Origin of the sequence: Nocardiopsis sp. ATB16-24, from assembly GCF_030271535.1 — a bacterium.
In the GTDB taxonomy this organism is placed as follows: Bacteria; Actinomycetota; Actinomycetes; order Streptosporangiales; family Streptosporangiaceae; genus Nocardiopsis.
The window spans coordinates 246,656-272,382 of the sequence record NZ_JASCXJ010000005.1; the positions used below are offsets into that span (position 1 = coordinate 246,656).

The following is a 25,727-nucleotide window of genomic DNA, read 5'->3' on the forward strand; positions in this document are numbered from 1 at the left end:
GTATGGGATGGCGCTCATCCGGACCGGTGTGCATGACACGCGGACGGCGCGGGCACGCATACCCGCGTGACCAGCGAGAAATCCACAACATCCGCTCCGACGTCAACCTACCGCCTGCAACTGGGGCCCGGCCTCACCCTGGACGACGCCGCAGGACTGCTCGACTACCTGGACCGGCTCGGGGTCGGCGCCCTCTACCTGTCCCCGATGCTCACCGCGGCCCCGGGGTCCTCACACGGCTACGACGTGGTCGATCCCACCCGGGTCTCGCCCGAACTGGGCGGGGACACCGCCCGCGAGGCCCTGACGGCCAAGGCGCACGCACTCGGCATGGGCGTGGTCGCGGACATCGTGCCCAACCACATGTCCGTGGTGCGGGCGGACGCCAACCCCTGGTGGTGGGACGTCCTCGCCCACGGACGGAAGTCGGTGTACGCGCACTACTTCGACGTCGACTTCGACGCCGGCCCGATCCTGATCCCCGTGCTGGGAGACGACGGAGACGGCGGTGAGGCCGCCCTGGCCGAACTGACCATCGACGGTGACCGCCTCCTCTACCACGACAAGGGTTACCCGCTCGCCCCGGGCACCCACGCCCCCGGCGACACGGTCGCACAGGTGCACGGGCGCCAGCACTATCGTCTGGTGTCCTGGCGACGCGGGAACGGTGAGCTCACCTATCGCAGGTTCTTCGACGTCAGTGAACTGGCCGCGGTGCGGGTGGAGGACCCCGAGGTCTTCGAGGCCGTCCACGCCGAGATCCTGCGCTGGGCCGCCCAGGGCCGGCTCGACGGGTTGCGGGTGGACCACGTGGACGGACTCACCGACCCCGGGGGGTACCTGCGCAGGCTCGCCGAGCGCTTCGACGGCTGGATCGTGGTGGAGAAGATCCTGGCCCCGCGAGAGGACCTGCCTCCCTCCTGGCCCGTGGCCGGGACCACCGGCTACGACGCCCTACGCCAGGTGTGCGGGGTGTTCGTCGACCCCTCCGGGGAGGCCGACATGACCACCCTGGCCCTGGACCACGGGGTGGAGGTGGACGTGGCCGAGACCGACGCACGGGCACGCCGCCACGCCGCCCACGAGCTGCTGCGCACCGAGGTGCTGCGCATCGCCGCCCTGCTGCCGCCCCGACCGCCCCGGGGAGGCGGGGAAGCCGCACCCGCGTCGGTGCGCCGACGACAGGAGGCCGTCGCCGAACTCCTGTGCGCCTTCGACGTGTACCGCTCCTACCTTCCCGAGGGCGAACGAGATTGGGCCCGTGCGGTACGGACCGCCACCGAGCGACGGCCCGACCTGGCCCTGGACCTGGAGGCCATCGACCGCAGGGTGCGTCAAGACCCCCACGGGGAGGCCGCGCGACGCATCCAACAGACCAGCGGGATGGTCGTGGCGATGGGCACCGAGAACACCGCGTTCTACCGCGCCACCAGGTTCGTCGCGCTCAACGAGGTGGGCGGGGACCCCGCCGACTTCGCGGTCACGCCCGAGGAGTTCCACGACGCCGCGCTACGCCGCGAGGCGGCCGCACCGTACACCATGACCACGCTGTCCACCCACGACACCAAGCGTTCCGAGGACGTGCGCGCACGCCTGGCCGCCCTGAGCGAGGTCGCCGAGGGATTCACCGAGGCCGTGCGTCGCTGGACCGAAAGGTGCGCCCTGCCCGAACCCGCGCTCAACCTCCTGGGCTGGCAGACCCTGGTCGGGGCCTGGCCCATCGGTGAGGAGCGTCTGGCCGGGTACCTGATCAAGGCCGCCCGGGAGGCGCGCCTGGTCACCTCCTGGACCGACCCCGATCCCGACGTCGAGGAGCGCGTGCGGGCCTGGCCCGCACGGGTGTTCAACGACACCGCCCTGCGCGGAGAGGTCGTCTCCGTGGTGGAATCGGTACGCGAGGCCGGATGGAGCAACTCCCTGGGACAAAAGGCCGTGCAGCTGCTGGGACCGGGCGTTCCGGACCTCTACCAGGGCACCGAGCTATGGGACCTGTCCCTGGTCGACCCCGACAACCGCAGGCCCGTGGACCACCAGGCGCGCATCGACCTGCTGTCGCGCATCGAACGGGGATGGCGCCCGCCGGTGGACGCCACCGGGGCGGCGAAGCTGCACCTGGTACGTACGTGTCTGCGCGCACGCCGGGAACTGCGCCCGCGGGGATACCTGCCGCTCACGGCCTCGGGCCCGGCCGCCCGCCACGCCCTGGCCTTCGCGCGCACCTCCACCCGCGCCGCCCATCCCGACCTGGTGGTGATCGCCACCAGGCTGCCGCTGACCCTGGCCGACTCGGGCGGATGGGACCGGACCGTGCTGGCACTGCCCTGGGGGCCCGGAGAATGGACCGACCGGCTCACCGGACGGGTCCTGGCGCCCGAACGCGGCGACGGGCCGACCCTGGCACGCCTGGAGGAGGTGCTCGACGCCTACCCCGTGGCCGTCCTGACCCGGAACTGAGGCGCGCACGCGCGCGGTAGGCTGGCCGCGACCATGGCGCGCGCGAACACCACACACCACACCGGCCCCGGACTGCGGATGCCCGAGTCCGTCGCGGCCGCCCTGGCCTGTCCGGCCTGCGGGGCCGGCCTGGCCCTGGGCGAGCGCGGTCTGGCCTGCGCCACGGGGCACAGCTTCAACGTGGCCCGTGAAGGGTACGCCAGCCTGCTCACCGGGGCCACGCCACCGGGGACCGGTGACAGCAGGGAGATGGTCGCCGACCGCCTCAGGTTCCAGGAGGCGGGACACCACGACCCGATCTCCCACGCGTTGGCCGCCGCGCTGATCCGCGAGCTCACCGCCCCGGCACCGTTGGTCGTCGACATCGGAGGCGGAACCGGTCACCATCTGGCCGCCGTCCTGGCGGCGCTGCCCGACGCCGTGGGGCTGACCGCCGACGTGTCCAAGTTCGCCGCACGCAAGGCGGCCCGTGCCCACGAACGCGGCGGAGCGGTGACGGCCGACGTCTGGCGGGGACTACCGCTGAAAGAGGGCTCCGTCGACGCCCTGCTCAACGTGTTCGCGCCGCGCAACGCCGCCGAGTTCCACAGGATCCTCAAGCCCGGTGGCGTGCTGCTGGTGGTCGTCCCGGCCGCCGACCACCTCGCCGAACTCCGTGGGCCGCTGGGCCTGCTGAAGGTGGACCCGCACAAGGAGGAGCGCCTCGCCGACTCCCTGCACGATCACTTCGCCCCGGCCGGCACCGAGGAGGTGCGCTTCCCCATGGAACTGGGCCGCACCGACACCGCGACCGTGGTCGGCATGGGGCCCAGCGCCCGTCACATCCCCCCGGAGGAACTGCGCTCACGGATCGCCTCCCTGCCCCGCCTCCCCGCCGTGACCGCGTCGGTACGCCTGCACACCTACCGGCCCCGTTCCCTCCGTGGTCCCGGAGAGTCGGGATCGTGAACAGGAGTCTGGACGCACAGGGGTGACGGGCACCACGGCCGGGTAGGTCACTCTCCGTGAGCAAAGAGACCATTCTGGCAACATCGGACACCATCGCCACACCCGTCGTCCCGGGGGTCGGCGTCGTCGGCGACTTCGCCGTATGGGCACCTCACCGGGAACGTGTCCGCCTGCGTCTGCACGGTGCGGACGCAGGCGAGGACCGGGACCTTCCCATGCGACGCGACGACGACGGCTGGTGGCGTGCCCAGGTCGACGACGCCGGACCCGGCACCGCATACTCCTACCTCCTGGACGATGACCCGCGACCGTTGCCCGACCCGCGTTCACTCCACCAACCCCACGGGGTCCACGGCCCGAGCCGCGTCCACGACCACACCGCCTTCGCCTGGACCGACGCCGACTGGACCGGTCGCCCCCTCGACGGCGCGGTCGTCTACGAGCTCCACGTGGGCACCTTCACCCCCCAGGGCACCTTCGCCGCCGTGGCCGATCGGCTCGACCACCTGGTCGACCTCGGCGTCACCCATGTCGAACTCATGCCGGTCAACGCCTTCGACGGCACCCACGGATGGGGTTACGACGGTGTCCTGTGGGCGGCCGTGCACGAGCCCTACGGAGGCCCCGACGCGCTCAAGGCCCTCGTCGACGCCTGTCACGCCCGGGGACTGGCCGTCCTACTGGACGTGGTCTACAACCACCTGGGTCCCTCCGGTGCCTATCTTCCCCGCTTCGGCCCCTACTTCCGAGGTGAGAACGCCTGGGGACCCTCCCTCAACCTGGACGGACCCGACTCCGACCCCGTACGTCGCATGGTCATCGACAACGCCCTGGACTGGCTGCGCCACTACCACCTGGACGGGTTGCGCCTGGACGCCGTGCACGCCCTGCGTGACGACCGCGCCGTCCCTATGCTCACCGAACTGTCCGCGGAGGTCGACGCCCTGGCCGCGACCCTGGGCCGGCCACTGTCCCTCATCGCCGAGTCCGACCGCAACGACCCCCGCACGGTCCTGCCCCGCGAGGCCGGAGGACTGGGCATGACGGCCCAGTGGTCGGACGACGTGCACCACGCCCTGCACGTCGCCCTCACCGGTGAGACACACGGCTACTACGCCGACTTCGCCGATCCCGCGGCCCTGCCCATCACCCTCACCCGCGCCTTCTGGCACGCGGGCACCTACTCCACCTTCCGAGGCCGCACCCACGGTGCGCCCGTGGACACCGCGCGCACACCCGGCAGCCGCTTCCTGGCCTACCTGAGCACCCACGACCAGATCGGCAACCGCGCCCGCGGCGACCGCATGGGCGAACACGTCCCGCCCGGCCTGCTGGAGTGCGGGGCCGCACTGGTGCTGTGCTCGCCCTACACCCCCATGATCTTCATGGGGGAGGAGTGGGCGGCCACCACACCCTGGCCCTTCTTCGCCTCCTTCACCGACCCCGAGCTGGTCGAGGGCGTGCGCAACGGCCGCCGCCGCGAGTTCGCCGCCCTGGGGTGGGCCGAGGAGGACATCCCCGACCCCATGGCCCCCGCCACCCGCGACAGCGCCGTTCTGGACTGGTCTCAGACCGAACGCGATCCCCACGCGTCGGTTCTGGAGACCTACCGGGCGCTGATCGCCCTGCGCCGCGTGGAACCGGAACTGGCCGACCCACGTCTGGACCGTTTCAAGGTCGTGACCGGCGGCGACGGTCGGCAGGTCCTCCTGTTCCGGGGCGACCTGAGGGTGGTGTGCAACCTCGACTCCGTCGACGCCGAAGTGGAACTGGACGCCGCCCCCAGCGAACTCCTGCTGGCCAACGGCCGTCCACGGACCACGGGTGCCACCGTCACGCTGCCGGGGGAGTGCTTCGCCCTCATGCGCGTCCAGTAAGACGCTCCGAACCCCGCCCCGGGACCCCCTGAGGTCCTCGGCAACGTCCCCCGCCGGTCTTCATCGGGATCGGTCGTCCAACACGTCGAACACCGCCAGCCACTGGTCAGGACTCACATGCCCCACGGGGGTGCCCGGAGCGATCCCCGCCCGGGCCAGTGCCCGCTCCACCCGCCGGGCGGGGTGGACACGTCGCAGCGACGCGCCCAACGACCCGCCCACACCGCCGAAACCCAGTTCCACCATGCGCCGGTAGCCGCCCATCCGATCCGGGTCCACCAGGGCGGTCCTGCGCCTGCGCAACACCAGGACCCCGGAGTCCACCCGAGGAACCGGCCGAAACCGCCGCCTGTCGATCCGGCCGGCCAACGACCACGACCACTCGGGCCAGGTCAGTACCGTCAGGCGGCTCCACCGTCCGAAGCCGCCGGTGCGCTTGCGCGCGTACTCCCACTGGGTGACGAGCGTGGCCGACACCAGGCCGGGCGCGTTCAGACACCACCGCACGATGTCGGCGGTGCGGGAGTAGGGGATGTTGCCCACCACGTGGAACTGCCCACCCGGCGGGCGCGCCCGGGTGAAGTCGGCCCGCACCACCCGTACGGCCCCGCCGGAGTCGCGGTAGCGCTCACGGAGCCGTTCGGCCAGACGAGGGTCGATCTCGTAGGCGACCACCCGGCGGGCGACCGGGACCAGGAAGCGCGTGATCGCGCCGTCCCCCGGCCCGACCTCCACCACCAGGTCGGCGGGGCCGACACCGGAGGTGCGCACCACTCGACGGGCCCACGCGGAGTCGGTCAGGAAGTTCTGTGAGAAGCGGCGCCGGTCGTCACCGGTGCCCATGCGGGGAGAACGTTCGGTACGTGCCACAGCGAAGTCCGTTCCAGCCGCCGGAGGCGGCCGACGGGGACGGGCGGCACGAACGGGCGCGCCGTACGGCACGCGAAGAAGGAAGGTCCGGGCGGCCCGTCCCAGGAGAGACAGGGACGCGGCTGGGCCTGGACCGGCGAGGTCACACGGAGAAAAGCGCCATGGTCACCGACACGGCGCTCGGAACGAGGGCGTGACGGGAGGGAAGGGCACCGGGCCGACTACCGGTCCAGGCGCACGGACCGGGGGCGGGCCACAAGAAGAAGGTGGGACGTCGCCGGTCGGGCCGACACCCCACCGACGATCGCCTGGAAGCAGCACATGCCCCCAATGTAGGAGCGTGGCGGGTGCGCCGGCAACGGGTTTTCCCGCCGCCGGACGAGCGTGGAAAACGGCTCGCCCCCACACCCTTGACCCGGGCATGCTCGCCACCATGCCCGACTTCGCGGACTTCGACACCCGCCGATACCGGACCGTCGACGTGGCCACCGGCTACGACGGCTGGTCGAGCACCTACGAGGCCTCCGTCCTGGACGCCATGGACCTGACCCTTCTGGACGGCCTCACCGTTCCCGACTGGTCGGCCCTCGACCGCGCCGTCGACCTGGGGTGTGGGACCGGGCGCACCGGGACCTGGCTGCGTCGTCAGGGGATCGGCCACATCGACGGGGTCGACCTCAGCCCCGGGATGCCGGCACTGGCCCAGCGCCGCGGTGCCCACGACCGCCTCACCCGCGGGGACGTGCGTCGGACCGGTCTGCCCGACGCCTCCTACGACCTGGCCGTCGCCTCGCTCATCGACGAGCACCTGCCCGACCTGGCGCCTTTCTACGCCGAGGCGCGCCGCCACGGCCGCCGGGTGGACCCTGGCCGAGATGGCCGAGGTCACCGTGGACGACACCTGGGTGGCGGCCAAACCCACGTGGGAGAGGTTCCGCGGGCACCCGATCTCGGCCGCCTTCGTCTGGGCCGCCCGCTGAACGGACTCCTCCCTCCGGCGCCTCTCAGCCCACCAGCGCCGCCGACCACACCTTCCGGTTGCGCGCCACGTACCTCGAAGCCGCCCCCCAGTGGTCGGCGTGACCCTCGGCGTGCAGTCGCGCCCACGGCTGGTCTCCGGTGCGGGCCCCCTCCACCAGCAGGTCGTACATGCCGCGCACCCGTCGCAGGACCGCGTCGGGAAGTTCGCGGCGCTGCCCCTCATCGCACCCGTAGCCGTCGGCCAGGGCGCGAAGCCGCCGCGCGTCACGCTCGGGGTCGCCGCCCTCGTGCAGCGGCACGAACCCGTGCGCCGCGTATCCCAGGTCGCCCATGCGCGTGCCCGGCCCCGCACCGTCCCAGTCGATGAAGGTCCAGGCCTCCTCGTCGCGCACCAGGTTCCACGGTGCCAGGTCGTTGTGGCAGAGAATCTCCTCACGCTCGTGGGGGATCGCCACCTCCCATACCGACTTCCCGTCGGGTCGGTAGGCGGCGGTCAGGTCGTGGAGACGGCGGACGAGTCCGCCGAGCCGGCGCAGTTCATCCTCGGTCATCGGGGCCATCCGGTCGGCCATCGTGCCGGGGACGTATCCGAGCACCTGGCGTCCCCGCCCGTCCCGGCCGAGCGCGGTGGGCGAGGCGTCGTATCCGCGTGCTCGCAGGTACCCGAGCAGGGACATCACCGACGGGGAGGAGGGCAGCCAGGGTTTGCGCACGGTCGGGCCCACGCGTACGACCCGGTCGGCGACGTTGCCGCCTTCCAGCACCTCTTCTTCTTGTCCTTCTCGCTCTCGCACGGCATTCGATGCTCCACGGGACGGTCGCGGGAGTCCACCGTTTTTCCACCCGTTCCCTACCCGTGGCCGTCGGCCTCCCGCTCGGCCGCCTCCAGCGTCGCGTCGTCGAGCCGGACCAGTCCGGCGAGCAGGCTCAGGGACAGCAGCCCCATGGAGGCGAACACCGCCGTCAGCCCGAAGAGCTCGGCGAGAAGTCCGCCCGCCACCGCGCCCAGCGGCATCGTCCCCCAGGCCAGCAGCCGGTATCCACTGTTGACCCGACCCAGCATGGAGTCGGGGGTGATCCGCTGGCGCAGTGACACGGTGATGACGTTCCACACCGCGATCCCCACCCCTCCCAGGAAGAAGCCGCCCGCGATCATGTAGGGGTCGGCGGTCAACGCGGGCAGTCCCACGAGAACCCCGAAGGTGAGCACACTGGCCCGCAGGGCCCAGGCCCGCCCCAGCAGGCCCTCGACCCGGCTCGCGAACAGGGCGCCGAGGAGACTGCCCGCGGCGACGGCGGTCATCAGCACGCCGTAACCGGGCTCGGACAGGCCCATGGGAGAGGCGGGGCCGACCGCGAAGAGCACCATGACGGTGAAGGCCGCGTTGCTTCCGAAGTTGCTCACCCCCACCATGACCGCGAAGGACCGCAGGAGCCGGTGGCGCCACAGGAAGCGCAGCCCCTCGGCGATGTCGGCGCGCATGGTGGTGGGCGAGGACCTGACGGCCCCGAAACGGCCGCGCACGCACAGCAATGCCCCCACCGCGACCAGCCACAGAGCCGCCGGGGCGGCGAAGGCCGCCGCCGCACCCAGAGCCACCAGCAGCCCGCCCAGGGGAGGTCCGACGAACTGATTGGCGGTCAGCTCGGCCGCGTGCAGCCGACCGTTGGCCCGTGGGAGCCGGTCGCGGCCGACCACCCGGGGCAGGATCGACTGTGCGGAGGTGTCGTAGAGCGTCTCGCAGACCCCGATTCCCAGGGCCACCGCGTACAGCGGCCAGATCGATCCCAGCTCCAGTACCAGGGCCAGGGCCGTGCCTCCCAGAAGCAGTGCGCGGGCGATGTTGGCGCCGAGCATCAGGCGGCGCCGGTCGAGCCGGTCGGCGAGGGCTCCGGCGGGGAGCGAGAACAGCAGCCACGGCAGGGTCAGCGCGAACGTCAGCCCCGCGATGAGGAGGGGGGAGTCGGTCAGGCGCAGCGCCGCCAGCGGAAGCGCCACCTTCAGCACGCCGTCGGCGAGGTTGGACAGGGTGGAGGAGGTCCACAGGTTCCAAAAGCGCGCGCCCAGAGGGGCGGGGCGGAACGCTCGTGGGGGGTCGGGGCGCAGGGGGGTGTCGTTCGTCACGGATCGAGAATGACGGATCGATCGAGAAGTGTCAATCGATAGAGGAAGGTCGATCGTTGTTAGGCTGGCTTCCATGGGCGAATCGGAACAGGCGGAGAGCTCCCCCCGCCCACGCACACGGCGTCCGGCCACGGTCCGTGAGGCCAAGGCACTCGGCCACCCCATGCGGGTGCGCATCCTGCGCCTGTGCCTGAGGCGGGAGCTCACCAACAAGGAACTGGCCGACCGGTTGGACACCACCCCGGGCACGGTCCTCTACCACGTGCGTCGGCTCGTGGACGCGGGCCTGCTGACGCCAGCCCCCGTGCGCACCGGGGTCGGCGGCGCGTTGGAGAAGCCCTACCGTGCCACCGGCGAGACCTGGTGGCTGGAGAACCCCCTCGGGGACGCCGACCCGGACGAGGCCGCCGCTCCGGTGGAGGCCTTCCAACAGGAACTGCGCGAGGCCGGCACGGAGTCGGTGCGGACCTTCTCCCGATTCGCACTCCGCCTGTCGGAGGAGGACGTCGCCGAACTGGACCGGCGTATCGTCGCGGTCCTGGACGAGTACGTGGCCACGGAGGAGCAGCGTGCGGACCGACCCCTCTACTCGGGGATCTTCCTCCTGCACCGCCCCGCCGAGTGAGCGCGGGCGGCTCAGGCCGGGGCTGTCCGTCGAGGAGGACCCGGAGACGGTGTGTGACTCCTTCGACCGTGCCCGGGGTCCCGTCGCCGTACGGATGACGCCATGTCGGGGGTGGGTCCGGCTCCACCACGCGGCCCACCCCCGACGGGGCTCTCAGGAGGAGTTGAGGAAGTACACCACCACGAGGACGAGCAGCGCCAGGACCACCAGTACGGCGATGGTGATCTTGACCGCCGAGTACGGGCGCTCGCCCTGCACTTCGCCCGTGCAGCCGTTCACCACGATCTGCCAGCTCTTGCCGCCGTGCAGGTAGGCGCCCGCCCACACCGGCAGCAGCATGAGCTTGCCGGTCACGTCGGAGTAGGAGGTGGACACCGACGTCACACGTTGTTCGTCGCCGCCGATGTCGCGACGGCAGTCCTGGTCGATGACCCCGGCCATGATCTGCTTGGCGGTCTCCAGGCCTTGCTCGGGCTCGACGTCATAACGCAGTGCCTCGTGCCCGGCCAGGTACTCGTGGGCGTAGGGCTGCGCTTTCTCCAACGGCCAGGGCTCCAGCGCGGTCACCTTCTTGGGGTCCAGCTTGGTGGTGGCGTTGACCAGCACGTCGTCGAAGAAGCGCGACACGCGCCCGTGCGCCGGATACCAATGGGTCTTGCGCACCTGCCGCGTCTTGGTCACCGACTCGCCGTTCTCCTGCACGGTGTAGGTCTCGGTCACCCAGTAGTACTCGCCGCGCTGTCCGACGTAGGTGGAATCCGTGGCCGCGTCGAAGGTCCAGTGCGGCAGATAGGTGCTCTTGAGACGTTCGGCCTCGTTGACCCTCTTGAGGCTGTTGGGGGCGAACCAACGGCTCTTGGCCCACTCCGCGAGGGACTCCCGCGCCAGGGCCTGGGTCACGCTGAAGGGCAGTACCGCCTCCGGCGGCACCTGTGCGTCGTTCGAGGGGTCCGCGACCAGGGGAGAGGCGCAGAACTGGCAGCTCTGGGCCAAGTGGTCGCCCTGCACGTGCGCACCGCAGCCCTGGCACACGAAGTGGTAGGGGGCGATCTGCGCCGCGGGGCTTCGGGCGAAGAGGGTCTCCACCGCGTGCTCGCGGATCCCACGGGTGGGGGCGGTCACGCGGTCCTCGTGACCGCAGTAGGGACACCGCATTCGGTCGGTGCCGGGGGCGAACTCCAACCGCGCGCCACATCCGCCGCAGGGGAAGATCCGCGGGGCTGACGCGGGGGAGGGGGCATTCGGGTCGGTCATCTCGGTCTTCTCACTGTCATGGGAGGGGGAGAGCAGACAGGTCAGGCGGGCGGCATCGGGGGCGGGGTGGCGGAGAACAGCGCAGCGAGCTCGGGGACCTGGTCGGCCTGCGTCCACTGCGCCATCCCGTTCCTCCACACCAGGCTGGTGCGGGTGAGGTGGCCGGAGGCCACCTGTTGGGCCAGGTGGGACTGGTCGAAGGGGCCGCTCTGCTGACCGTTGATCCCCACGAACCACTGCACCTGCGGGGGCATCGGCGGCGGGCCGGCCTGCTGGGGCTGCTGGTGTGCCTGCGGGTGGGGAGCCTGCTGGTGCGGATGGGGCTGCTGGGGGTTCATGTTCTGCGCCATCTGCTGTGCGGCGGCCAAGCCCATCCCCATGCCCATGGCCTCGCCCATACCGCTACCGGGGGTCGAGGCGGCCTCGCCGATGGCGTTCGCGGTCTGGAACTTGGTGTACTTGTCCATGTCGCCCAGGACGCCCATCTGGGTGCGCTTGTCCAGCGCCTTCTCCACCTCGGGGGGAAGGGAGATGTTCTCGATGTTGAACTGGGGGATCTGTAGCCCCACCGAGGCCATGTCGGCGCTCAGCGCGGAGGCCAGGCGCACCCCGAGGTCGTGCTGGTGACCGGCCAGGTCCAGCACGGGGATGTCGCGTGCGGCGGTGGCCAGGGCGCTGCCCAACCGGCTGACGATCATCTGTCGCAGGTAGTTCTCGATCTCCTCCGTACGGAACTGCGGGTCGGTGCCCACGAGTTCGGAGAGGAAGAGCGGCGGATCCACCACCCGCGCCGCGAAGCCGCCGAAGGCACGCAGACGGACCGCGCCGAACTCCGGGTCACGCAACATGATCGGGCTCTTGGTACCCCACTTGAAGTCCGTGAACTGCCTCGTGTTCACGAAGTAGACCTCGGCCTTGAAGGGGGAGTCGAAGCCGTACTTCCACCCCTTCAGCGTGGTCAGGATCGGGATGTTGCGCGTCTCCAACGTGTAGGTGCCGGGCGCGAAGACGTCGGCGATACGACCCTCGTTGACGAACACCGCGACCTGGGACTCGCGCACGATGAGCTGGGCGCCCATCTTGATCTCGTTGTCGTGGCGGGGAAAGCGCCACACGATGGTGTCGCGACTGTCGTCCGTCCACTCGATGATGTCGATGAGCTCGTTGCGCAGGGCGTCGAACAGGCCCACGGGTCCTCCCCTAATCGTGCTGACCGTCCCTGGTGGGACGCAGCGGGGGCGGGTCCGGTTGCGTCCCAGGTCAGAACGATTCAGAACCGCAACCAAGTGCCGGCCGGTCCCTGCTGTCCCACACCGGGCACCGACCAGTCGCACACCCCCTCGGAGAAGACCTCCCGTGCCCGTTCGGCCTGCTCGTCGGTGAAGTCGGCGGGGTGTGCCTCGGCGTCGAAGGGCCTCAGGCGGCATTTGACGACGTTCGAGCTCAGCGGGGCTCCGGCCACGATCCGGGGCGAGGTGTGCACGGGGTAGGCGTCGGCGCACCGGTCCCCCTGGCCGGCGGTGAGCGGACGCTGCTCGGTGACCACGCGTCGTGGCGGTGTCGAGCCCACCCAGCAGGAGTCGACGAGCCACTCCGGGCGCGCGGTGCGGATGTGGTCGATGGCGGCGCGGTCGGGAGCGGCGCGCTGCCGTTCGCGCAGGCCGCTCACCCACGAGTCGAGTTCCTCCAGGGCCCGCCCCGCCACGGGGGCGGCGGCGGAGAACCCACCTCGACCGCGCTGCTCCACCAGCATGACGTGGTTGTCCGCGGTGCCGTTGGCCGTCCGCAGCCGCTCGCGCACGGAGAAGGAGTGGTAACGCATGTGGATGTCGCCGCCCTCGGTGTCGTCCTCGTAGGCGCGGTAGTCCACGACGGGGATGTCGGCCAGTCCGCCACCGCCGTCGAGCAGGCGCCCGGTGCGGTAGGCGGTGACCGTGGCCCGCGGGTCGGCCGTCGTGCGCTCCGCCACCACCCGCCCGTCGGCGTCCAGCCCGCCGATGTGCTCGTTCAGGTGCAGGAACCGGTCGACGTCGATCCGGCCGTCCACCAGGGCCCCCAACCCGTACTGGACGCCGACGTTGTCCAGGGGCCGTCGAGGCAGCCCGGTGACCGGGTCGAGGCCGTACACGTTGACGGTGTGCGCGTAGACCTCACAGCGCGCACCGTCGGGGGCGTCCACGGGGTGGTAGCGCTCCTCCCGGGGCAGGCGGGAGGGGCACCTCCCCCGGGGGTCGACGCGGGACGCCTCCTCGGCCAGGCGCCCGATGCTCTCCCAGCGCAGGAAGCCGGACACCGCCCGCTGTTCCTCACGGGTGAGCGCGTCGGGGTGCGTGCGGGTGTAGTCGTGCAGCAGCAGGGCGTCGGTGACCACGGGCACCACGGAGAAGCCCACGTCGGGGAAGGACTGGGAGACCAGGACGCCGTCGAGCAGGCCGGGCTGGTTGTCGGCGATCTGATGGGCCTGGTAGGCCCCGCCGGAGGAGCCCCAGCCCAGGGTCAGGTCGGGTACGCCATGGGTCAGGGAGAAGCGCTGCTTGACGGCGCTCATCGTCTCCGCGGCCAACAGGTCGTTGCAGTTGTTGCCGAACACGTTGAGGGAGGCCGAGGCCACCGCGTACCCCCGGGAGAGCATGCCGTGGTCCAGCACCCCGGCGGTCCGCGCGCCCTGCACGTACCAGCCGCCCGCGCACCCACCGCCGAACTTGTACACCAGGCGGCGGTTCCACCCCTCGGGCGGGCTCCACGGATCGGGCGCCTCGGGCCCCGGGGTGTGCAGCATCGCCGTCTCATAGATCGACCGGTTCACCGTTCCGGTCTCCACTCGCACGGTGTAGGGCACCCGCCGGCCGGTGGAGGTGACGGTCTCCGCGGCGTCCCGGGGAACCCGGTCGGGGTCGGGCATGGGGGCCCATTCGCCCTCGGTCGTGCGGTACACGTGGCGTACCACCGTCTCGGCGGAGCAGGCCTCGTCCAGGGGCGGGCCGAGGGTGCCGCCGCCGTGCAGGGGGAAACGGTCGGTGTCGCAGACGAAGGGTTCCTGGTGGGGGCCGGAGAACACCGGACCCGTCACCGGGTGGTTCGTGACCGTGACCCGCGTGGTGTCGGTGACCTCCTTCGAGCCGCCTTCGTCGGACACCACGGAGGCGATCAGGTCGCCGTCCCCCTCGGGAAGGCCCTCGACCAGACCTTCCAGGGCCGGTTCGCCTCCGTCCAGACGGACGACGCGCAGGGAGTCGGTGACGTCCTCTCGGCCCGCCTCCAGGCGGACACGGTCGACCGGAACGGAGTCGGGAGGGACCACCCTGACCAGGACGGTGCCGCCCATGACGGTGTCGGGCCGGGTCGAGAGCACCTCCAGGGAGAGCGACCCCCGTGGATCGCGGGGCGCCTCGGGAGCGGCGGCGGGCGGAAGGGCGCCGGCGACGGCGGGCAGGGCGTCCGACTTCCACAGCGGGGCCCCCGACAGGGTGAAGAGCGCGGCGATGGCCGCGGCCCCGCTGTTGAGCAGGAGGCGGCGTCGGCGGGTCGTGCTCATGTGCGTCCGGCACGGAGAGGGCGCGTGCCGCCCACGGGGCCGGGGGTGATGGGCGCGGCGAGATCGGTGGCGACCGTCGCCGGTCCGTGGAAAGGGTCGGCGCACGTGTCGATGGTGCCCACGGCGTGGGCGGTGGGGCCGAGAACACACCGGAGATGGATCGGGCTTTGCGCTCTCATGGCGAGGTCGGTACCCCGAAAGGGATGACGATGAACACAAGGGGAGAAAGGGTGCGACAGGCGGTTTCGCCGGTGCGGAGGGCCCGGACCAGTTCATTCAGGACGGCCGGGCCCTTCGGGGTCAGGACCTTCTGATCTGGCGTCCGGTCAGCCTGCCCGGGGTGATCCTCAGGACCTGGTCGCGGTGGCCCGCGGCCCAGGGCTTGGGGAGGCGCCCCTGGGGGATGCGGGCCAGTTCGTCGGGATCACGGATCCACTCGCACCGTCCGCTGGCGAGCACGGTCCACCCTTCCCTGCGTTCCTCGTCCAGAAGGTCGACCTGGAAGGAGGCATAGCCGCGCGCGTGGTGCATGATGGTCCCGGCCAGGGCGGAGCGGAACACGATGCCCTCGTCGACCAAGGCGTAGTTGACGGGCAGGACCGTCGGCGCGGGGTCACCACCGATGGTGAAGGCCACACGTCCGATGTCGCGGGTCTTCATCAGGTTGAAACAGGTCTGCCGCTCCAGGACGGTGAAACCGGCCTCGTCGTCGCCCTCGACGACGTCGACCCCCTTCAGGAGCTTCTGCTCGTCGGGGAGGGCGTCGGTCCCCGTGTACTCGTCGGACGCCTCCCGCTGCATCGGCGGCGCGGCCGGCTTGGTGGCCGTCTCGTCCCGTCCGCCGCCCGCCGCACCGGCACCGCTCACACTGGACATGGCATGCTCCCCCGAGAAGTGCCCCCGTCGTGTCTTTCCCACCGTCCCCGCCGGTGGTGGACCCGAGGGCGCGGACCGACCACAGATGGGCGGTGGGGACCTCCTTTCCCTCGCCTACCCGGTGGGGCGGCGGATCCAAACGGTGGAGGGGTTCCCTTGAGGGAGGCAGGACCGGCCATTGCCCTCCCGCTGTTCGTCAGAAAGAGGAGACGTCCTCGGTGCCGCCGGGACGCCCACCGCCAAGGGACGGGGCCACCCGACCGGGAAGGGGCGGGCCGCCTGTCCTCGACTCCTCCCAGCGGTGGTCTCAGCTCTGCGGGAACTCCTCCGGGCGTACCACGCGTGTGCAGTTGTGACGGAAGCGTTTGACCAGTTCCCCGTTGGGGCGGTCGCTGCGCTCCACCCACTCGCGCGCGGCCTCCTCGGTCGCCCCGCCCTCCCGTTGGCGAAGACGCAGCCTGCGCTCACGCAGGTCGTCGTCGGCCTCCACGTACCACAGCTGGGCGAACAACCCGCGCAACCGTGACCAGGGCTCGCCGTCGACGGCCAGGTAGTTGCCCTCGGTCACCACCAGTCGGGTGTGGGGAGCGATCACGTGCCGCGCGGCGACGGGTTCGTGCAGGCCGCGGTCGTAGTCGGGAACGTAGACGGGATGGTCGGTCTCCTCGACCAGGCGCCGTACCAGCGCCACGTAGCCATGGGCGTCGAAGGTGTCCGGGGCGCCCTTGCGGTGGCGTCTTCCCAACCGGTCGAGCTGGGCGTTGGACAGGTGGAAACCGTCCATGGGCAGATATCCGGCCGTGCCCGGCCCCAGCTTCCGGTCGACCTCGGCCACCAGGTGACGGGCGAGCGTGGACTTCCCGGCGCCCGGGGCCCCGACCAGGCCGAGCACGGTGCGGTGGGCCCCGCCGCTCTCGGCCTGGCGTGCCAGGGCCACGGTGTCGGCGACAAGAGATGGGGACATGGGGACGAGCTTATGCCCACCGGGAACGGAACGCCCCGGGAGGCGGCGGACGGCTCCGTCGCCTCCTTCGGTCGATCCGTTCAGGGGGCCTGACCCACGTGGGCCAGCGCCTGGCGTAGCAGGACGTCCTGCCCTCCCGTCATCTCCTCGTTCATCCGCGGACTCACTGCCTCCTGCGGGGTGAGCCACACCAGGTCCAGCGCGTCCTGCCGGGGTTGGCAGTCCCCCGAGACCGGGACGACGTAGGCCATCGCGACAGCGTGCTGGCGCGTGTCGTGGAACGGGGTGACGCCCGGCGTGGGGAAGTACTCGGCGACCGTGAACGGCTGGGGCGAGATGGGAACGTGCGGCAGCGCCACCGGACCCAGGTCCTTCTCCAGGTGGCGGAGCAGCGCATCACGTACCCGCTCGTGGTAGAGCACCCGGCCGGAGACGACCGAGCGATGGAACCTGCCTTCGGGGGTGGCGCGCATGAGAAGGCCCACGTGCGTCACCTGACCGACCTCGTCCACCCGTACGGGTACCGCCTGGACGTAGAGGACGGGCATGCGACCACGGATGTTCTCCAGTTCCTCGGAGGAGAACCAACCGGGCTGGGTGTCGGCGGTGTCGGTCATCGGGTGCGCGACGGGCGCCCCGGCGGTGACCGGTGCGGATCCGCCGCTCCCTCCCTTCTCTCGCTGTCCTGGAGGTCCGGCCCACGGGTCCCGCGGGACCCGTGGACACGGCAGTGTGGCCTGTACCGCTTTTACCGCACTCGGGACCGTAAAGCACGGCGAGGGGGCGACTTCGGGAGTGTTCGGAAACGAGAGGGGCCTCGGGTCCGGGTGCGGGCGAGGGGTCGGCGGCCGTGCGGAGCCTTCCCGCGATCACATCAGTGAATTTTCCCTATTTTTTCTCACAAAGGGCTGACGTCTTTTCCTTGCCGCGGGCTACGATCGCTTATGTGATCACGTAATGGAGAGGTTACTTTTGGTGAGAGGTGGCCCGAGTGGCAGAGGATGCCCGGTTCTTCATCCAGGAGCGTTCCCCCTGCGTGGACATGACGGTGGTACCGGTGCACGGAGAAGTCGACCTCGCCACCGCCGACCGTATGCGTGATCGGCTGACCCAGGCCGCCGAGGAGTCACGCTGTGACTGCCTGGTGGTGGACATGTCCAGGCTCGACTTCTTCGACGCGAGCGGGGTCAACGCCCTGGTGTCGGTGTTCAAGGACCTGGCTCTGCAAGGGCGGCACATGGTCCTGGCCGAGCCCGCCCCCGTGGCCGCGCGCGTGCTCGAGGTGCTCGGCATGGATCGGGTGTTCGAGATCTACCCCCTTGTGGAGATGGCGCTCGCGCACACCGGTGGAGTGCGGGATGAGAACGGGCCCGTTCGCGACACGGTCCCCGAACGACCTTGAGGGAGGGCCCCGGCCCGGCCGGGCCGGGGCCCTCCCTCAAGGTCAGGAGCGGGACTCCCCGCTCTCTCCATCGCGTACCAGGAAGGGTTCCAACAGTCCCGGAACGGCCTGGTCCGCCCAGTCCAGGCCCTGTCCCAGGCCCACGTCCGAGGCCGCGTACATCCCCTTGCCCGCCGCCGTCGTGGCGGCCACGTCCGCAAGGCCCAACCTGCGCTGGAACGGAGAACGGGTGATCCGCCAGCCGATCACCGCCGACCGCTCCAGTGCCACGGTGTCGCGCACCGCCATCCCCTGACGCACGAGCAGGTAGCGCGGGTGCAGCCCGTGCCCCAGCGCGCGGTAGGAGCCCACCGCGTACCAGAAGGCCGCCGCCGCGATCACCACCGCGAGCACCGCCCAGACCCAGCTCGGAGAGGACTCCACCACGCCCGTGGCCAGCGGCACGGCGATGATCTCCCGCTCCGCCTCGTGCACCACCGTCCACCAGGCGGCGCCGACCAGGCCGTGCAGCCAGGCCAGCGTCGCGGCCGACACCGCGCCCGCCACGGTGACCACGCCGGCCCTGGTGAAGCGGCGGCGCAGGGCGGCCCGGGGATGTGGGAGCAGCGGGACGTCCAGGGGGGAGTCCGAAGTCCGCATCAGGTCGGCGGCCAACCGCCGGGCCTCGTTCCTGGGCATGGCGGGGGACAGGCGGCTCTTGGCGCTGGTCTTCTGGGCGTCCGCGGCGGCCAGCCCGGTCGCCACCGCGCGCACGTCCGCTCCACCGACCGAACGCAGCACGAACGGCTCGTGCAGGGTGACGCCGTTGAGTCGGCGCCCCTCCACCGACAGCGACACACTGGTCAGCAGACCTCTGCGCAGCCGCACGGTCCCGTCCGCCTCCCTGGTGAGGCGATAGTCCCACCAGGTCTCCACCGCGGCCGCGGTCAGCACGACCACACCCGAGACCACCAGGCCCGACAACGCCAGAGGGAGCACCAGCAGGGCCTGCGCCATCACGAACGAGGACACCTCCTGGGCGTTGGGCAGGCCGGTCTGCTCCGAGAGCCACCTCCAGCCCCGGCCGCCGCTCTGGGCGTTGGCTCCCAGCAGCGCGGCGATGGCGCCCAGGCCCACACCCAGCGTCGCGGTGGTCGCGGGCGCGTAGGCGAACCAGCGGGGACGGAGTCGGGCCAGCTCGGTCTCGACCGGCGCGTCCGGGTCCGCGGCCCCCTCCGAGGAGACCCCGCCGTTTGAGGGAGCACCCCGATACAGCAGGTCGCGGCGCAGCCACTCGCCCTGTTCGGTGGTGACGTACAGCAGCTGGAGCTGGTCGGAGCCCGAGCCGACCTTCTCACCCGTACCGACGGTGACCGAACACAGGCCGAAGATCCGCGCGTAGACGGGGGCCGCCACGTCCACGCTGCGCACGCGCTCGCGGGGGATGGAACGGTAGGCCTTGGCGATGATGCCCGAGCGCATCTCCATCCGCTCGGCCGTGACCCGGTAGCGGACCGCGCGCAGACGCAGTATGTCCAGGTAGGTCGTCAGAGCCAGGAACGCCACTGTGGCCGGAAGCGGGGCCGGCGCCCACAGGGGCTGACCCACCATGACGAGAGCGATCGTGCCCACGATGGCGACGGGGACCATGAAGACGCCCGCCACGAGGGCGCCGGCCCACACGCTGAGCGGGTGAAGCCGTTGCCAGGCGGTGGTCGGGGAGACGTCCGGCTCCTGCGGGGCGTCCGTCGGTGAAAGGGGGACGTGTTCGTCGGGAGAACTCATGTCGCGTCCCCCGGTGTGGCCTGGGTGGTGTCGGTGAGCTGGTCGGCCACCTGTGTGGCCAAGGCGTGGTCGAGCCCGGCGATCTCGATCGGACCGGCCGCCGAGGCGGTGGTCACGGTCACGCTGGACAGCCCGAAGACCCGCTGAAGCGGACCACGTGCGGTGTCCACGGTCTGGATGCGCGACATCGGGGCCACCCGCCACTCCTGCCACAGCCAGCCACTGGAGGTGTAGACGGCGGTGTCGGTGGCCTCCCAACGGTGGACCCGGTAGCGCCACTGCGGCATGACCACCGTGATCACCAGCCCGCATCCGCCGATCAGGGCGGCCGCGAGCAGGAACCAGGCGCGCGGCGGCTCCCAGATGAGCGCGGGCACCACGGGGACCACGGTGAGGAACACCGTGATGATCAGGGACTGGCTCGTCCACCACCACACGGCGCGTCTGTCCACGCGGTGTCGGGGCGGGCGTAGGCGGGGGGTGTCGGCGTTCATCGCGTCCACGCCTCCTTCTCGGTCGGGGCCGGCGGGCCGGGTCTACTATTAAAAGTGATATCACAATGCTATTCTCCAGTCATCACACTGAAGAGAGCGGAGTCGAGATTGAACACCGTCGACCACACCCCGAACCCAGCCCCCCAGTACCGTGAACACCCCGCGAACAGCATCAACGGCATGCCGATGGCCGTGATCAGCGTCGTGCTGTTCCTCGTCGGCGTGGGCCTGGCCCTGTCGGTTCTCCTCGCATGGCCGGTGGCCCTGGTGCCCGTCGGCGTGATCCTGGCGGTGATCGGCTTCCTGCTCTTCATCGGGCTGGAGATGGTCGCGCCCAACGAGGCCAAGGTCGTCCAGCTCTTCGGTCGCTACGTGGGCAGCGTGCGCACCGACGGTCTGCGCTGGGTCAACCCCCTCACCGTGCGCAAGGGCGTGTCCACCCGTATCCGTAACCACGAGACCTCCGTCATGAAGGTCAACGACGCCTCCGGCAGCCCCATCGAGATCGCCGCCGTCATCGTCTGGCAGGTCGAGGACACCGCCCGCGCCTCCTTCGAGGTGGACGACTTCGTCGAGTTCGTCTCCATCCAGACCGAGGCCGCCGTGCGTCACATCGCGGGCAACTACCCCTACGACTCCTACGACGCCGACACCAGTCGTTCCCTGCGCGGCAGCGCCGACCTGATCACCGAGGAGCTGTCCAAGGAGGTCGGGGAGAGGGTCGAGGCGGCCGGAGTGCGGATCGTGGAGACACGCTTCACCCACCTGGCCTACGCCTCGGAGATCGCCCAGGCCATGCTCCAGCGCCAGCAGGCCAGCGCGCTGATCGCCGCCCGCAGAGAGATCGTCGAGGGCGCCGTGGGGATGGTCGACCGCGCGCTTGAGCGCCTGTCCCAGGAGGAAGTGGTAGAGCTGGACGAGGAACGCAAGGCCGTCATGGTCAGCAACCTGCTCGTGGTGCTGTGCTCCGATCGTCCCGCCAGCCCCGTCGTCAACACCGGGACCCTGTACCAATAACCGGTTGAGGTGGCCGTGTCCGAGCGTAAGAAGGTGCTGTTGCGGCTCGACCCCGCCGTCCACGACGCGCTCGCGCGGTGGGCCGGGCAGGAGCTGCGCAGCACCAACGCACAGATCGAGTTCCTCCTACGCCGCGCGCTGGACGAGGCGGGACGGATGCCCAAGGACGTGCGGGCCATCCCCCGCAGAGGTCGCCCCCGCAAGGCCGTGTCTCAGGAGGGGGACGACGCCTCCAAGGAATGAGGAAGGTCGGCGCCGTGAGCGCCGACCTTCCGGAGTGGAACGGGACCGGCCGCGCCGCGGCCCTGCTCAGAGCAGGGCCGCGGCGGCGGCGCGTCCCGCGACGCGGCCGGAGAAGAGGCACCCGCCCAGGAAGGTGCCCTCCAACGCCCGGTAGCCGTGCACCCCACCGCCACCGAACCCGGCGACCTCGCCGGCGGCGTACACCCCCGGCAGAGGGGTGCCGTCCTGGCGCAGTACACGCGCGTCCAGGTCGGTGTGCAGACCGCCCAGTGTCTTACGGGTGAGGATGTGCAGACGCACCGCGATCAGGGGCCCCGCCTTGGGGTCCAGGATCTGGTGCGGAGCGGCCACCCGGGCCAGGCGGTCGCCCCGGTAGTTGCGCGCCCCGCGGATGGCCGTCACCTGGAGGTCCTTGGTGAAGGTGTTGACCATCTCCCGGTCCCGGGCCACCACCTCGCGGGTGACGATGTCGGGGTCCAGTACGCCGTCAGCCGCGATCTTTCGCATCTTGGTGATCAGCTCGGGCAGCCTGTCGGCCACCACGAAGTCCGGGCCCTTGTCCTTGAAGGCCTCCACCGGACCCGGAGCACCCGGCAGCACACGTTTGAGGACGAGCTTGAGGTCCTTACCGGTCAGGTCGGGGTTCTGCTCCGAACCGGAGAGGGCGAACTCCTTCTCGATGATCTTCTGGGAGAGCACGAACCAGGTGTAGTCGTGGCCGCTGCCCATGATGTGCTCCAGCGTGCCCAGGGTGTCGAAACCGGGGAAGTAGGGCGCGGGCAGTCGTTTGCCGGTCGCGTCCAGCCACAGTGACGACGGCCCTGGAAGGATGCGGATACCGTGTCGCTTCCAGAGGGGGTCCCAGTTCTGGATGCCCTCGGTGTAGTGCCACATGCGGTCGGGGTTGATGACCTGCCCGCCCGCCTCCCTGGTGATGTCGAGCATGCGCCCGTCCACGTGTTCGGGCACGCCCGAGAGCATGTTCCGGGGCGGGGTGCCCAGACGTTCGGGCCAGTTGCGGCGCACCATGTCGTGGTTGCCGCCGATACCGCCGGAGGTGACGATGACCGCCTGGGCGGAGATCTCGAAGTCCCCGGTCACCTCACGGCCGCTGGCCCGTCCCCGCTGGACGTCGCTGGGGGCCAGGAGCGAACCGCGCACGCCGGTGACCGCTCCCGCGGTGACCACCAGTTGGTCCACCCGGTGTCGAAAACGCAAGGAGACGAGTCCTCGCTCGGCCGCCGCGCGCACCCGGCGTTCGAAGGGCGCGACCACGCCCGGACCGGTCCCCCACGTGATGTGGAAGCGGGGGACGGAGTTGCCGTGCCCGTCGGCCAGATAGCCGCCGCGCTCGGCCCAGCCCACGAGGGGGAAGATCCGTAGCCCCTGCCTGTGCAGCCAGGAACGTTTCTCCCCGGCGGCGAAGTCCACGTACGCCTCGGCCCACCTACGGGGCCAGGCGTCCTCGGGACGGTCGAAGGCGGCGGTGCCCATCCAGTCCTGCAAAGCCAGGTCGACCGAGTCCCTGATGCCCATGCGGCGTTGTTCGGGCGAGTCGACGAAGAACAGCCCCCCGAAGGACCAGAACGCCTGCCCGCCCAGGGACTGCTCGGGTTCCTGGTCCAGCAGGATCACCCGTTTGCCGGCGTCGGCCAGTTCGGCGGTCGCGACCAGACCCGCCAGTCCGGCGCCGACGACGATCACGTCGGCGTGGTCGACTCCACTGGCCATGTCGGCTCTCCTCAGGTCGGCCGTGTCCCAGGACACGGTGTGCGCGATGGAACGACTGTGCCCCCGCGGGGGCGTCCCGGCAAGGGCGATGTGCGGTGTGCGCCACCTCGTTTGTCACCCGCTGACAAACCCACCGGTCGGGAAGCGGGTGTCGGCCCGCCGGAGGCGGATCCCACGGTCGGGACGGCCAGGGGCCTCGGTACGCGCCGTGCCGCCTGCCCCGGGCGGTGCAACGGTGGACGCCGGTGGCGCCGTGCGCGTGCGGTACCACCGGCCCTTCCTCATCCGCCGAAACGCACCAGCGACCGACCGCCCCGGCCCTGCCGCATGCGCTCGAAGGCCTCGGGCACGCCTTCCAGGGAGATCTCGTCGGTGACCATCGCCGACAGCCTCAGCTCTCCGGTACGCACCTGTTCGGCGATGAGCGGGACGTCGTGGGTCGGGTCGCTGGAGCCGTAGACGCAGCCGCGCAGCGTCCGCGCCTGGTGGAACAGCTCCAGGGCGTTGAACGACACCTCGTCCTTCAGGGAGCCCACGCCCACCACCGTGATGGTGCCGCCCCTTCGGGAGACGTTCCATGCGGTGCGCACGACCTTGGCCGACCCCACCACCTCGAAGGCGTGGTCGGCGCCCCGGCCGCCGGTCAGCGCGCGCACGGCCTTGACGAGCGAGTCGTCGGCCACGAGGAACTCGGTCGCGCCCAGGGAACGGGCCAGTTCCTCCTTGGCGGGGGAGACGTCCACCGCGATCACCGGGTCCGCCCCCGCCAGGCGTGCGGCCTGGAGCACCGACAGCCCCACCCCGCCCAGGCCCAGGACGAGGGCCGACTGGCCCCGGCGCACCTGCGCGGAGTTGTGGACCGCGCCCCATCCGGTGAGTACCGCACAACCCAGCACCGCCGCCATCGCGGTGTCGATGCCCTCGGGCAACGGTATGACGGCATGGTCCGGCACCACGGTGGCCTCGGCGAACGCGCCACAGCCCAGACCCGGGTAGACGGGGGTGCCGTCGGTCAGTTCCGCGTAGGGGCGTGCGGCGCCGTCCAGCGCGTGTTCGCACAGGTAGGGCTCGCCCTGACGGCAGAACCAGCACTCACGGCAGGAGGGCGCCCAGTTCAGGATCACCTGTTGGCCGGGCATCACGGAGGTGACGCCCTCGCCCACGGCCTCCACGGTCCCGGCGCCCTCGTGACCGAGTACGGCGGGCCACTTCTGGGCCAGGGTCCCGTTCGACAGGGAAAGGTCCGAGTGGCACACGCCCGCCGCGGCCAGGCGCACCCGCACCTGTCCGGGGCCGGGATCGGGCAGGACCAGCTCCTGGATACGCGGAGGGGCGTCCTGTTCGGAGAAGACGGCGGCCTTGACGGTCGTACTCATGGGAGGAACTCCAATCGGGGACTGCCGTGACAGTAGCAATACCGACCGGTCGGTCAAGAGCCGGGGCGGTCGATGCCGCACCGCTTCGCGAGGAGGGAGGACATCCCGGGTTTCGTGTCCTTTGCTTTTGTCGACCGACATTTTGCCTGGTGAGGGTGATGATGGGAAACAGAGGAGGGGGTCATGGTCAATCCGGTTTGGGTGGGAACCCTGATGTTCGGCAAGGTGCCCGTCGGTGTGCGGCTCTACAGCGCACGCGAGCGCAGGGGACCCGTGCTGCATCAGTTCGAGCGTGGTACGGCCGACCGCATCCGCTACATGCGCGTGAACGAGCGCACCGGCGAGGAGGTCGCCGTCGAGGACGTCGTGCGCGGGGCCAGAACGGGGGTGGAGGACGAATACGTCGTCCTGGAGCCGGAGGAACTGGAGGCGATCCTTCCCCACAGCTCACGCACCATGGAACTGAACGGTTTCGTGCCCCAGGGCGCCGTCGACGCCCTCTGGTACGCCTCCACCTACTACGTCGCACCCCGTTCGGCCTCCGACGCCAGGCCCTACCGGCTCCTGTACACGGTCCTGGAGCAGAACCGGCGCGTGGGCACCGCCACCACCGTCCTGCGCGATCGAGAACACCCCGTACTGATCGAACCGAACCGGGGGGTGCTGTCGGCCTCCACCCTGTGGTGGCCCGACGAGGTGCGCGACCCCGACGACGTGATGCCTCCCGTGGCCCACGTCGCGCTGACCAAGGAGGAGACGGAGCTGGCCCGGGAGCTGGTGCGGGAGATGTCCGTGGAGTGGGATCCGCAGGACTACTCCGACAGCTATGGTCGGCGCCTGACCGAACTGGTGCGGGCCAAGGCCAAGGGCCGGACGTTCACCCACCGCCCGGACCGGACCGAGCCCGCGCAGGAGAGCGTCGGTCTGGGCGAGGCCCTGCGTCAGAGCCTTCCCTCCCCACGCGCTCGAGACTCGCGCTCGCGCACGCAGACGCGTACACGGCGCGGCGGAGCCGAGACGAGGAGCAGGGGGCGGATCACCAAACGGGAGCTGCTCCAACGCGCGTCGGAGCTGGAGGTACCGGGACGGTCGAAGATGAGCCGGGACGAACTGGAGGAGGCCGTCGGCCTGGGCGGCGGCAACGGTTAGGCGCCCGCTCCGGCGCTTCGGCCGGGTCGTGTTCGGAATCAG

21 protein-coding genes and 1 pseudogene are annotated in these 25,727 nt (G+C 70.9%); 9 read left to right on the forward strand and 13 right to left on the reverse strand.

All coding sequences use genetic code 11. The features are described from left to right. Positions 1-66 precede the first annotated feature (66 nt). The 3 genes from treY to treZ all read left to right on the forward strand — a co-directional run bounded on the left by treY (position 67) and on the right by treZ (position 5,279). A complete protein-coding gene (gene treY, locus PFX91_RS08665) occupies positions 67-2,454 on the forward strand; it encodes a malto-oligosyltrehalose synthase (protein WP_285730726.1) in 2,388 nt (795 codons plus the stop codon). Positions 2,455-2,532: 78 nt separating this feature from the next. Next, positions 2,533-3,402 (forward strand): putative RNA methyltransferase, encoded by an 870-nt coding sequence (locus tag PFX91_RS08670; protein ID WP_502888283.1) that lies wholly within the window; start codon positions 2,533-2,535, stop codon positions 3,400-3,402. Positions 3,403-3,458: 56 nt separating this feature from the next. Next, entirely contained in the window at positions 3,459-5,279 is a 1,821-nt protein-coding gene (gene treZ / locus PFX91_RS08675) for a malto-oligosyltrehalose trehalohydrolase (protein WP_285730729.1), read from the forward strand. Between the two features lie 60 nt (positions 5,280-5,339). Here the strand turns inward: treZ and erm are convergent, their stop codons facing one another. After that, the gene (gene erm / locus PFX91_RS08680; RefSeq protein WP_502888284.1) at positions 5,340-6,122 is read right to left on the reverse strand and encodes an ErmE/ErmH/ErmO/ErmR family 23S rRNA (adenine(2058)-N(6))-methyltransferase; all 783 of its coding nucleotides are present in this window, start codon (positions 6,120-6,122) and stop codon (positions 5,340-5,342) included. A gap of 460 nt (positions 6,123-6,582) precedes the next feature. Here erm and PFX91_RS08685 point away from each other — a divergent pair. Beyond that, a pseudogene (locus tag PFX91_RS08685) lies at positions 6,583-7,129 on the forward strand (class I SAM-dependent DNA methyltransferase). A gap of 24 nt (positions 7,130-7,153) precedes the next feature. Here the strand turns inward: PFX91_RS08685 and PFX91_RS08690 are convergent. Together PFX91_RS08690 and PFX91_RS08695 are read right to left on the reverse strand one after the other, a co-directional pair. Beyond that, positions 7,154-7,924: a phosphotransferase enzyme family protein gene (locus tag PFX91_RS08690; protein ID WP_285730733.1), complete on the reverse strand. Its 771-nt coding sequence runs from the start codon at positions 7,922-7,924 to the stop codon at positions 7,154-7,156. A 56-nt stretch (positions 7,925-7,980) separates the two neighbouring features. After that, a complete protein-coding gene (locus PFX91_RS08695) occupies positions 7,981-9,255 on the reverse strand; it encodes an MFS transporter (protein WP_285730734.1) in 1,275 nt (424 codons plus the stop codon). 73 nt (positions 9,256-9,328) lie between these two features. Between PFX91_RS08695 and PFX91_RS08700 the strand changes: the two genes are divergently transcribed. Continuing rightward, a complete protein-coding gene (locus PFX91_RS08700; RefSeq protein WP_285730735.1) occupies positions 9,329-9,880 on the forward strand; it encodes an ArsR/SmtB family transcription factor in 552 nt (183 codons plus the stop codon). Between the two features lie 153 nt (positions 9,881-10,033). Here the strand turns inward: PFX91_RS08700 and PFX91_RS08705 are convergent, their stop codons facing one another. The 6 genes from PFX91_RS08705 to PFX91_RS08730 form a co-directional block, all read right to left on the reverse strand. Then, positions 10,034-11,002 carry a hypothetical protein gene (locus PFX91_RS08705; protein ID WP_285730737.1) on the reverse strand — a complete coding sequence of 323 codons (969 nt, stop codon included), beginning with the start codon at positions 11,000-11,002 and terminating at the stop codon, positions 10,034-10,036. Positions 11,003-11,175: 173 nt separating this feature from the next. Next, complete coding sequence (locus tag PFX91_RS08710) at positions 11,176-12,324, reverse strand: SPFH domain-containing protein (RefSeq protein WP_285730738.1); 1,149 nt, start codon at positions 12,322-12,324, stop codon at positions 11,176-11,178. Positions 12,325-12,404: 80 nt separating this feature from the next. Then, positions 12,405-14,669 carry a DUF6351 family protein gene (locus PFX91_RS08715; protein WP_285730739.1) on the reverse strand — a complete coding sequence of 755 codons (2,265 nt, stop codon included), beginning with the start codon at positions 14,667-14,669 and terminating at the stop codon, positions 12,405-12,407. A gap of 300 nt (positions 14,670-14,969) precedes the next feature. Further along, positions 14,970-15,545, reverse strand: coding sequence for a pyridoxamine 5'-phosphate oxidase family protein (locus PFX91_RS08720; protein ID WP_285730741.1), 576 nt, complete (start codon positions 15,543-15,545; stop codon positions 14,970-14,972). 307 nt (positions 15,546-15,852) lie between these two features. Then, entirely contained in the window at positions 15,853-16,509 is a 657-nt protein-coding gene (locus PFX91_RS08725; protein WP_285730742.1) for a nucleoside/nucleotide kinase family protein, read from the reverse strand. An 80-nt stretch (positions 16,510-16,589) separates the two neighbouring features. Then, the gene (locus PFX91_RS08730; RefSeq protein WP_285730743.1) at positions 16,590-17,126 is read right to left on the reverse strand and encodes an NUDIX hydrolase family protein; all 537 of its coding nucleotides are present in this window, start codon (positions 17,124-17,126) and stop codon (positions 16,590-16,592) included. 425 nt (positions 17,127-17,551) lie between these two features. On the opposite strand from PFX91_RS08730, the gene PFX91_RS08735 reads away from it, so the two are divergent. Then, positions 17,552-17,911, forward strand: coding sequence for an STAS domain-containing protein (locus tag PFX91_RS08735; RefSeq protein ID WP_285730797.1), 360 nt, complete (start codon positions 17,552-17,554; stop codon positions 17,909-17,911). Between the two features lie 42 nt (positions 17,912-17,953). Here PFX91_RS08735 and PFX91_RS08740 read toward each other — a convergent pair whose 3' ends face one another. Beyond that, the gene (locus PFX91_RS08740) at positions 17,954-19,675 is read right to left on the reverse strand and encodes a PH domain-containing protein (RefSeq protein ID WP_285730745.1); all 1,722 of its coding nucleotides are present in this window, start codon (positions 19,673-19,675) and stop codon (positions 17,954-17,956) included. Beyond that, positions 19,672-20,169, reverse strand: a complete 498-nt coding sequence (locus PFX91_RS08745) for a PH domain-containing protein (RefSeq protein ID WP_285730746.1) — start codon at positions 20,167-20,169, stop codon at positions 19,672-19,674. Before PFX91_RS08745 ends, PFX91_RS08740 begins: the two co-directional genes overlap by 4 nt. A gap of 180 nt (positions 20,170-20,349) precedes the next feature. Here PFX91_RS08745 and PFX91_RS08750 point away from each other — a divergent pair, with 180 nt between their 5' ends. Both PFX91_RS08750 and PFX91_RS08755 read left to right on the forward strand, forming a co-directional pair. Next, positions 20,350-21,186 carry an SPFH domain-containing protein gene (locus PFX91_RS08750; protein WP_502888285.1) on the forward strand — a complete coding sequence of 279 codons (837 nt, stop codon included), beginning with the start codon at positions 20,350-20,352 and terminating at the stop codon, positions 21,184-21,186. A gap of 15 nt (positions 21,187-21,201) precedes the next feature. After that, on the forward strand, positions 21,202-21,429 hold the full coding sequence (locus tag PFX91_RS08755; protein WP_285730747.1) for a type II toxin-antitoxin system antitoxin: 228 nt from the start codon (positions 21,202-21,204) through the stop codon (positions 21,427-21,429). A 66-nt stretch (positions 21,430-21,495) separates the two neighbouring features. Here PFX91_RS08755 and PFX91_RS08760 read toward each other — a convergent pair whose 3' ends face one another. Both PFX91_RS08760 and PFX91_RS08765 read right to left on the reverse strand, forming a co-directional pair. Further along, the gene (locus PFX91_RS08760) at positions 21,496-23,160 is read right to left on the reverse strand and encodes an FAD-binding dehydrogenase (protein ID WP_285730749.1); all 1,665 of its coding nucleotides are present in this window, start codon (positions 23,158-23,160) and stop codon (positions 21,496-21,498) included. Positions 23,161-23,441: 281 nt separating this feature from the next. Beyond that, a complete protein-coding gene (locus tag PFX91_RS08765; RefSeq protein WP_285730750.1) occupies positions 23,442-24,536 on the reverse strand; it encodes a zinc-binding dehydrogenase in 1,095 nt (364 codons plus the stop codon). A gap of 183 nt (positions 24,537-24,719) precedes the next feature. Between PFX91_RS08765 and ku the strand changes: the two genes are divergently transcribed. Continuing rightward, positions 24,720-25,685, forward strand: a complete 966-nt coding sequence (ku, locus tag PFX91_RS08770; protein WP_285730753.1) for a non-homologous end joining protein Ku — start codon at positions 24,720-24,722, stop codon at positions 25,683-25,685. Positions 25,686-25,727: the final 42 nt, after the last annotated feature.

Bases quoted from the DNA above. Each gene is read 5' to 3' on its own strand.
- PFX91_RS08670 (WP_502888283.1), top strand. From the start codon at position 2,533: ATGCCCGAGTCCGTCGCGGCCGCCCTGGCCTGTCCGGCCTGCGGGGCC.
- PFX91_RS08750 (WP_502888285.1), top strand. From the start codon at position 20,350: ATGCCGATGGCCGTGATCAGCGTCGTGCTGTTCCTCGTCGGCGTGGGC.
- PFX91_RS08735 (WP_285730797.1), top strand. From the start codon at position 17,552: ATGACGGTGGTACCGGTGCACGGAGAAGTCGACCTCGCCACCGCCGAC.
- erm (WP_502888284.1), bottom strand. From the start codon at position 6,122: ATGGGCACCGGTGACGACCGGCGCCGCTTCTCACAGAACTTCCTGACC.
- PFX91_RS08745 (WP_285730746.1), bottom strand. From the start codon at position 20,169: ATGAACGCCGACACCCCCCGCCTACGCCCGCCCCGACACCGCGTGGAC.
- PFX91_RS08715 (WP_285730739.1), bottom strand. From the start codon at position 14,669: ATGAGCACGACCCGCCGACGCCGCCTCCTGCTCAACAGCGGGGCCGCG.
- PFX91_RS08740 (WP_285730745.1), bottom strand. From the start codon at position 19,675: ATGAGTTCTCCCGACGAACACGTCCCCCTTTCACCGACGGACGCCCCG.
- ku (WP_285730753.1), top strand. From the start codon at position 24,720: ATGGTCAATCCGGTTTGGGTGGGAACCCTGATGTTCGGCAAGGTGCCC.
- PFX91_RS08700 (WP_285730735.1), top strand. From the start codon at position 9,329: ATGGGCGAATCGGAACAGGCGGAGAGCTCCCCCCGCCCACGCACACGG.
- PFX91_RS08725 (WP_285730742.1), bottom strand. From the start codon at position 16,509: ATGTCCCCATCTCTTGTCGCCGACACCGTGGCCCTGGCACGCCAGGCC.
- PFX91_RS08760 (WP_285730749.1), bottom strand. From the start codon at position 23,160: ATGGCCAGTGGAGTCGACCACGCCGACGTGATCGTCGTCGGCGCCGGA.
- PFX91_RS08720 (WP_285730741.1), bottom strand. From the start codon at position 15,545: ATGTCCAGTGTGAGCGGTGCCGGTGCGGCGGGCGGCGGACGGGACGAG.
- PFX91_RS08730 (WP_285730743.1), bottom strand. From the start codon at position 17,126: ATGACCGACACCGCCGACACCCAGCCCGGTTGGTTCTCCTCCGAGGAA.
- PFX91_RS08765 (WP_285730750.1), bottom strand. From the start codon at position 24,536: ATGAGTACGACCGTCAAGGCCGCCGTCTTCTCCGAACAGGACGCCCCT.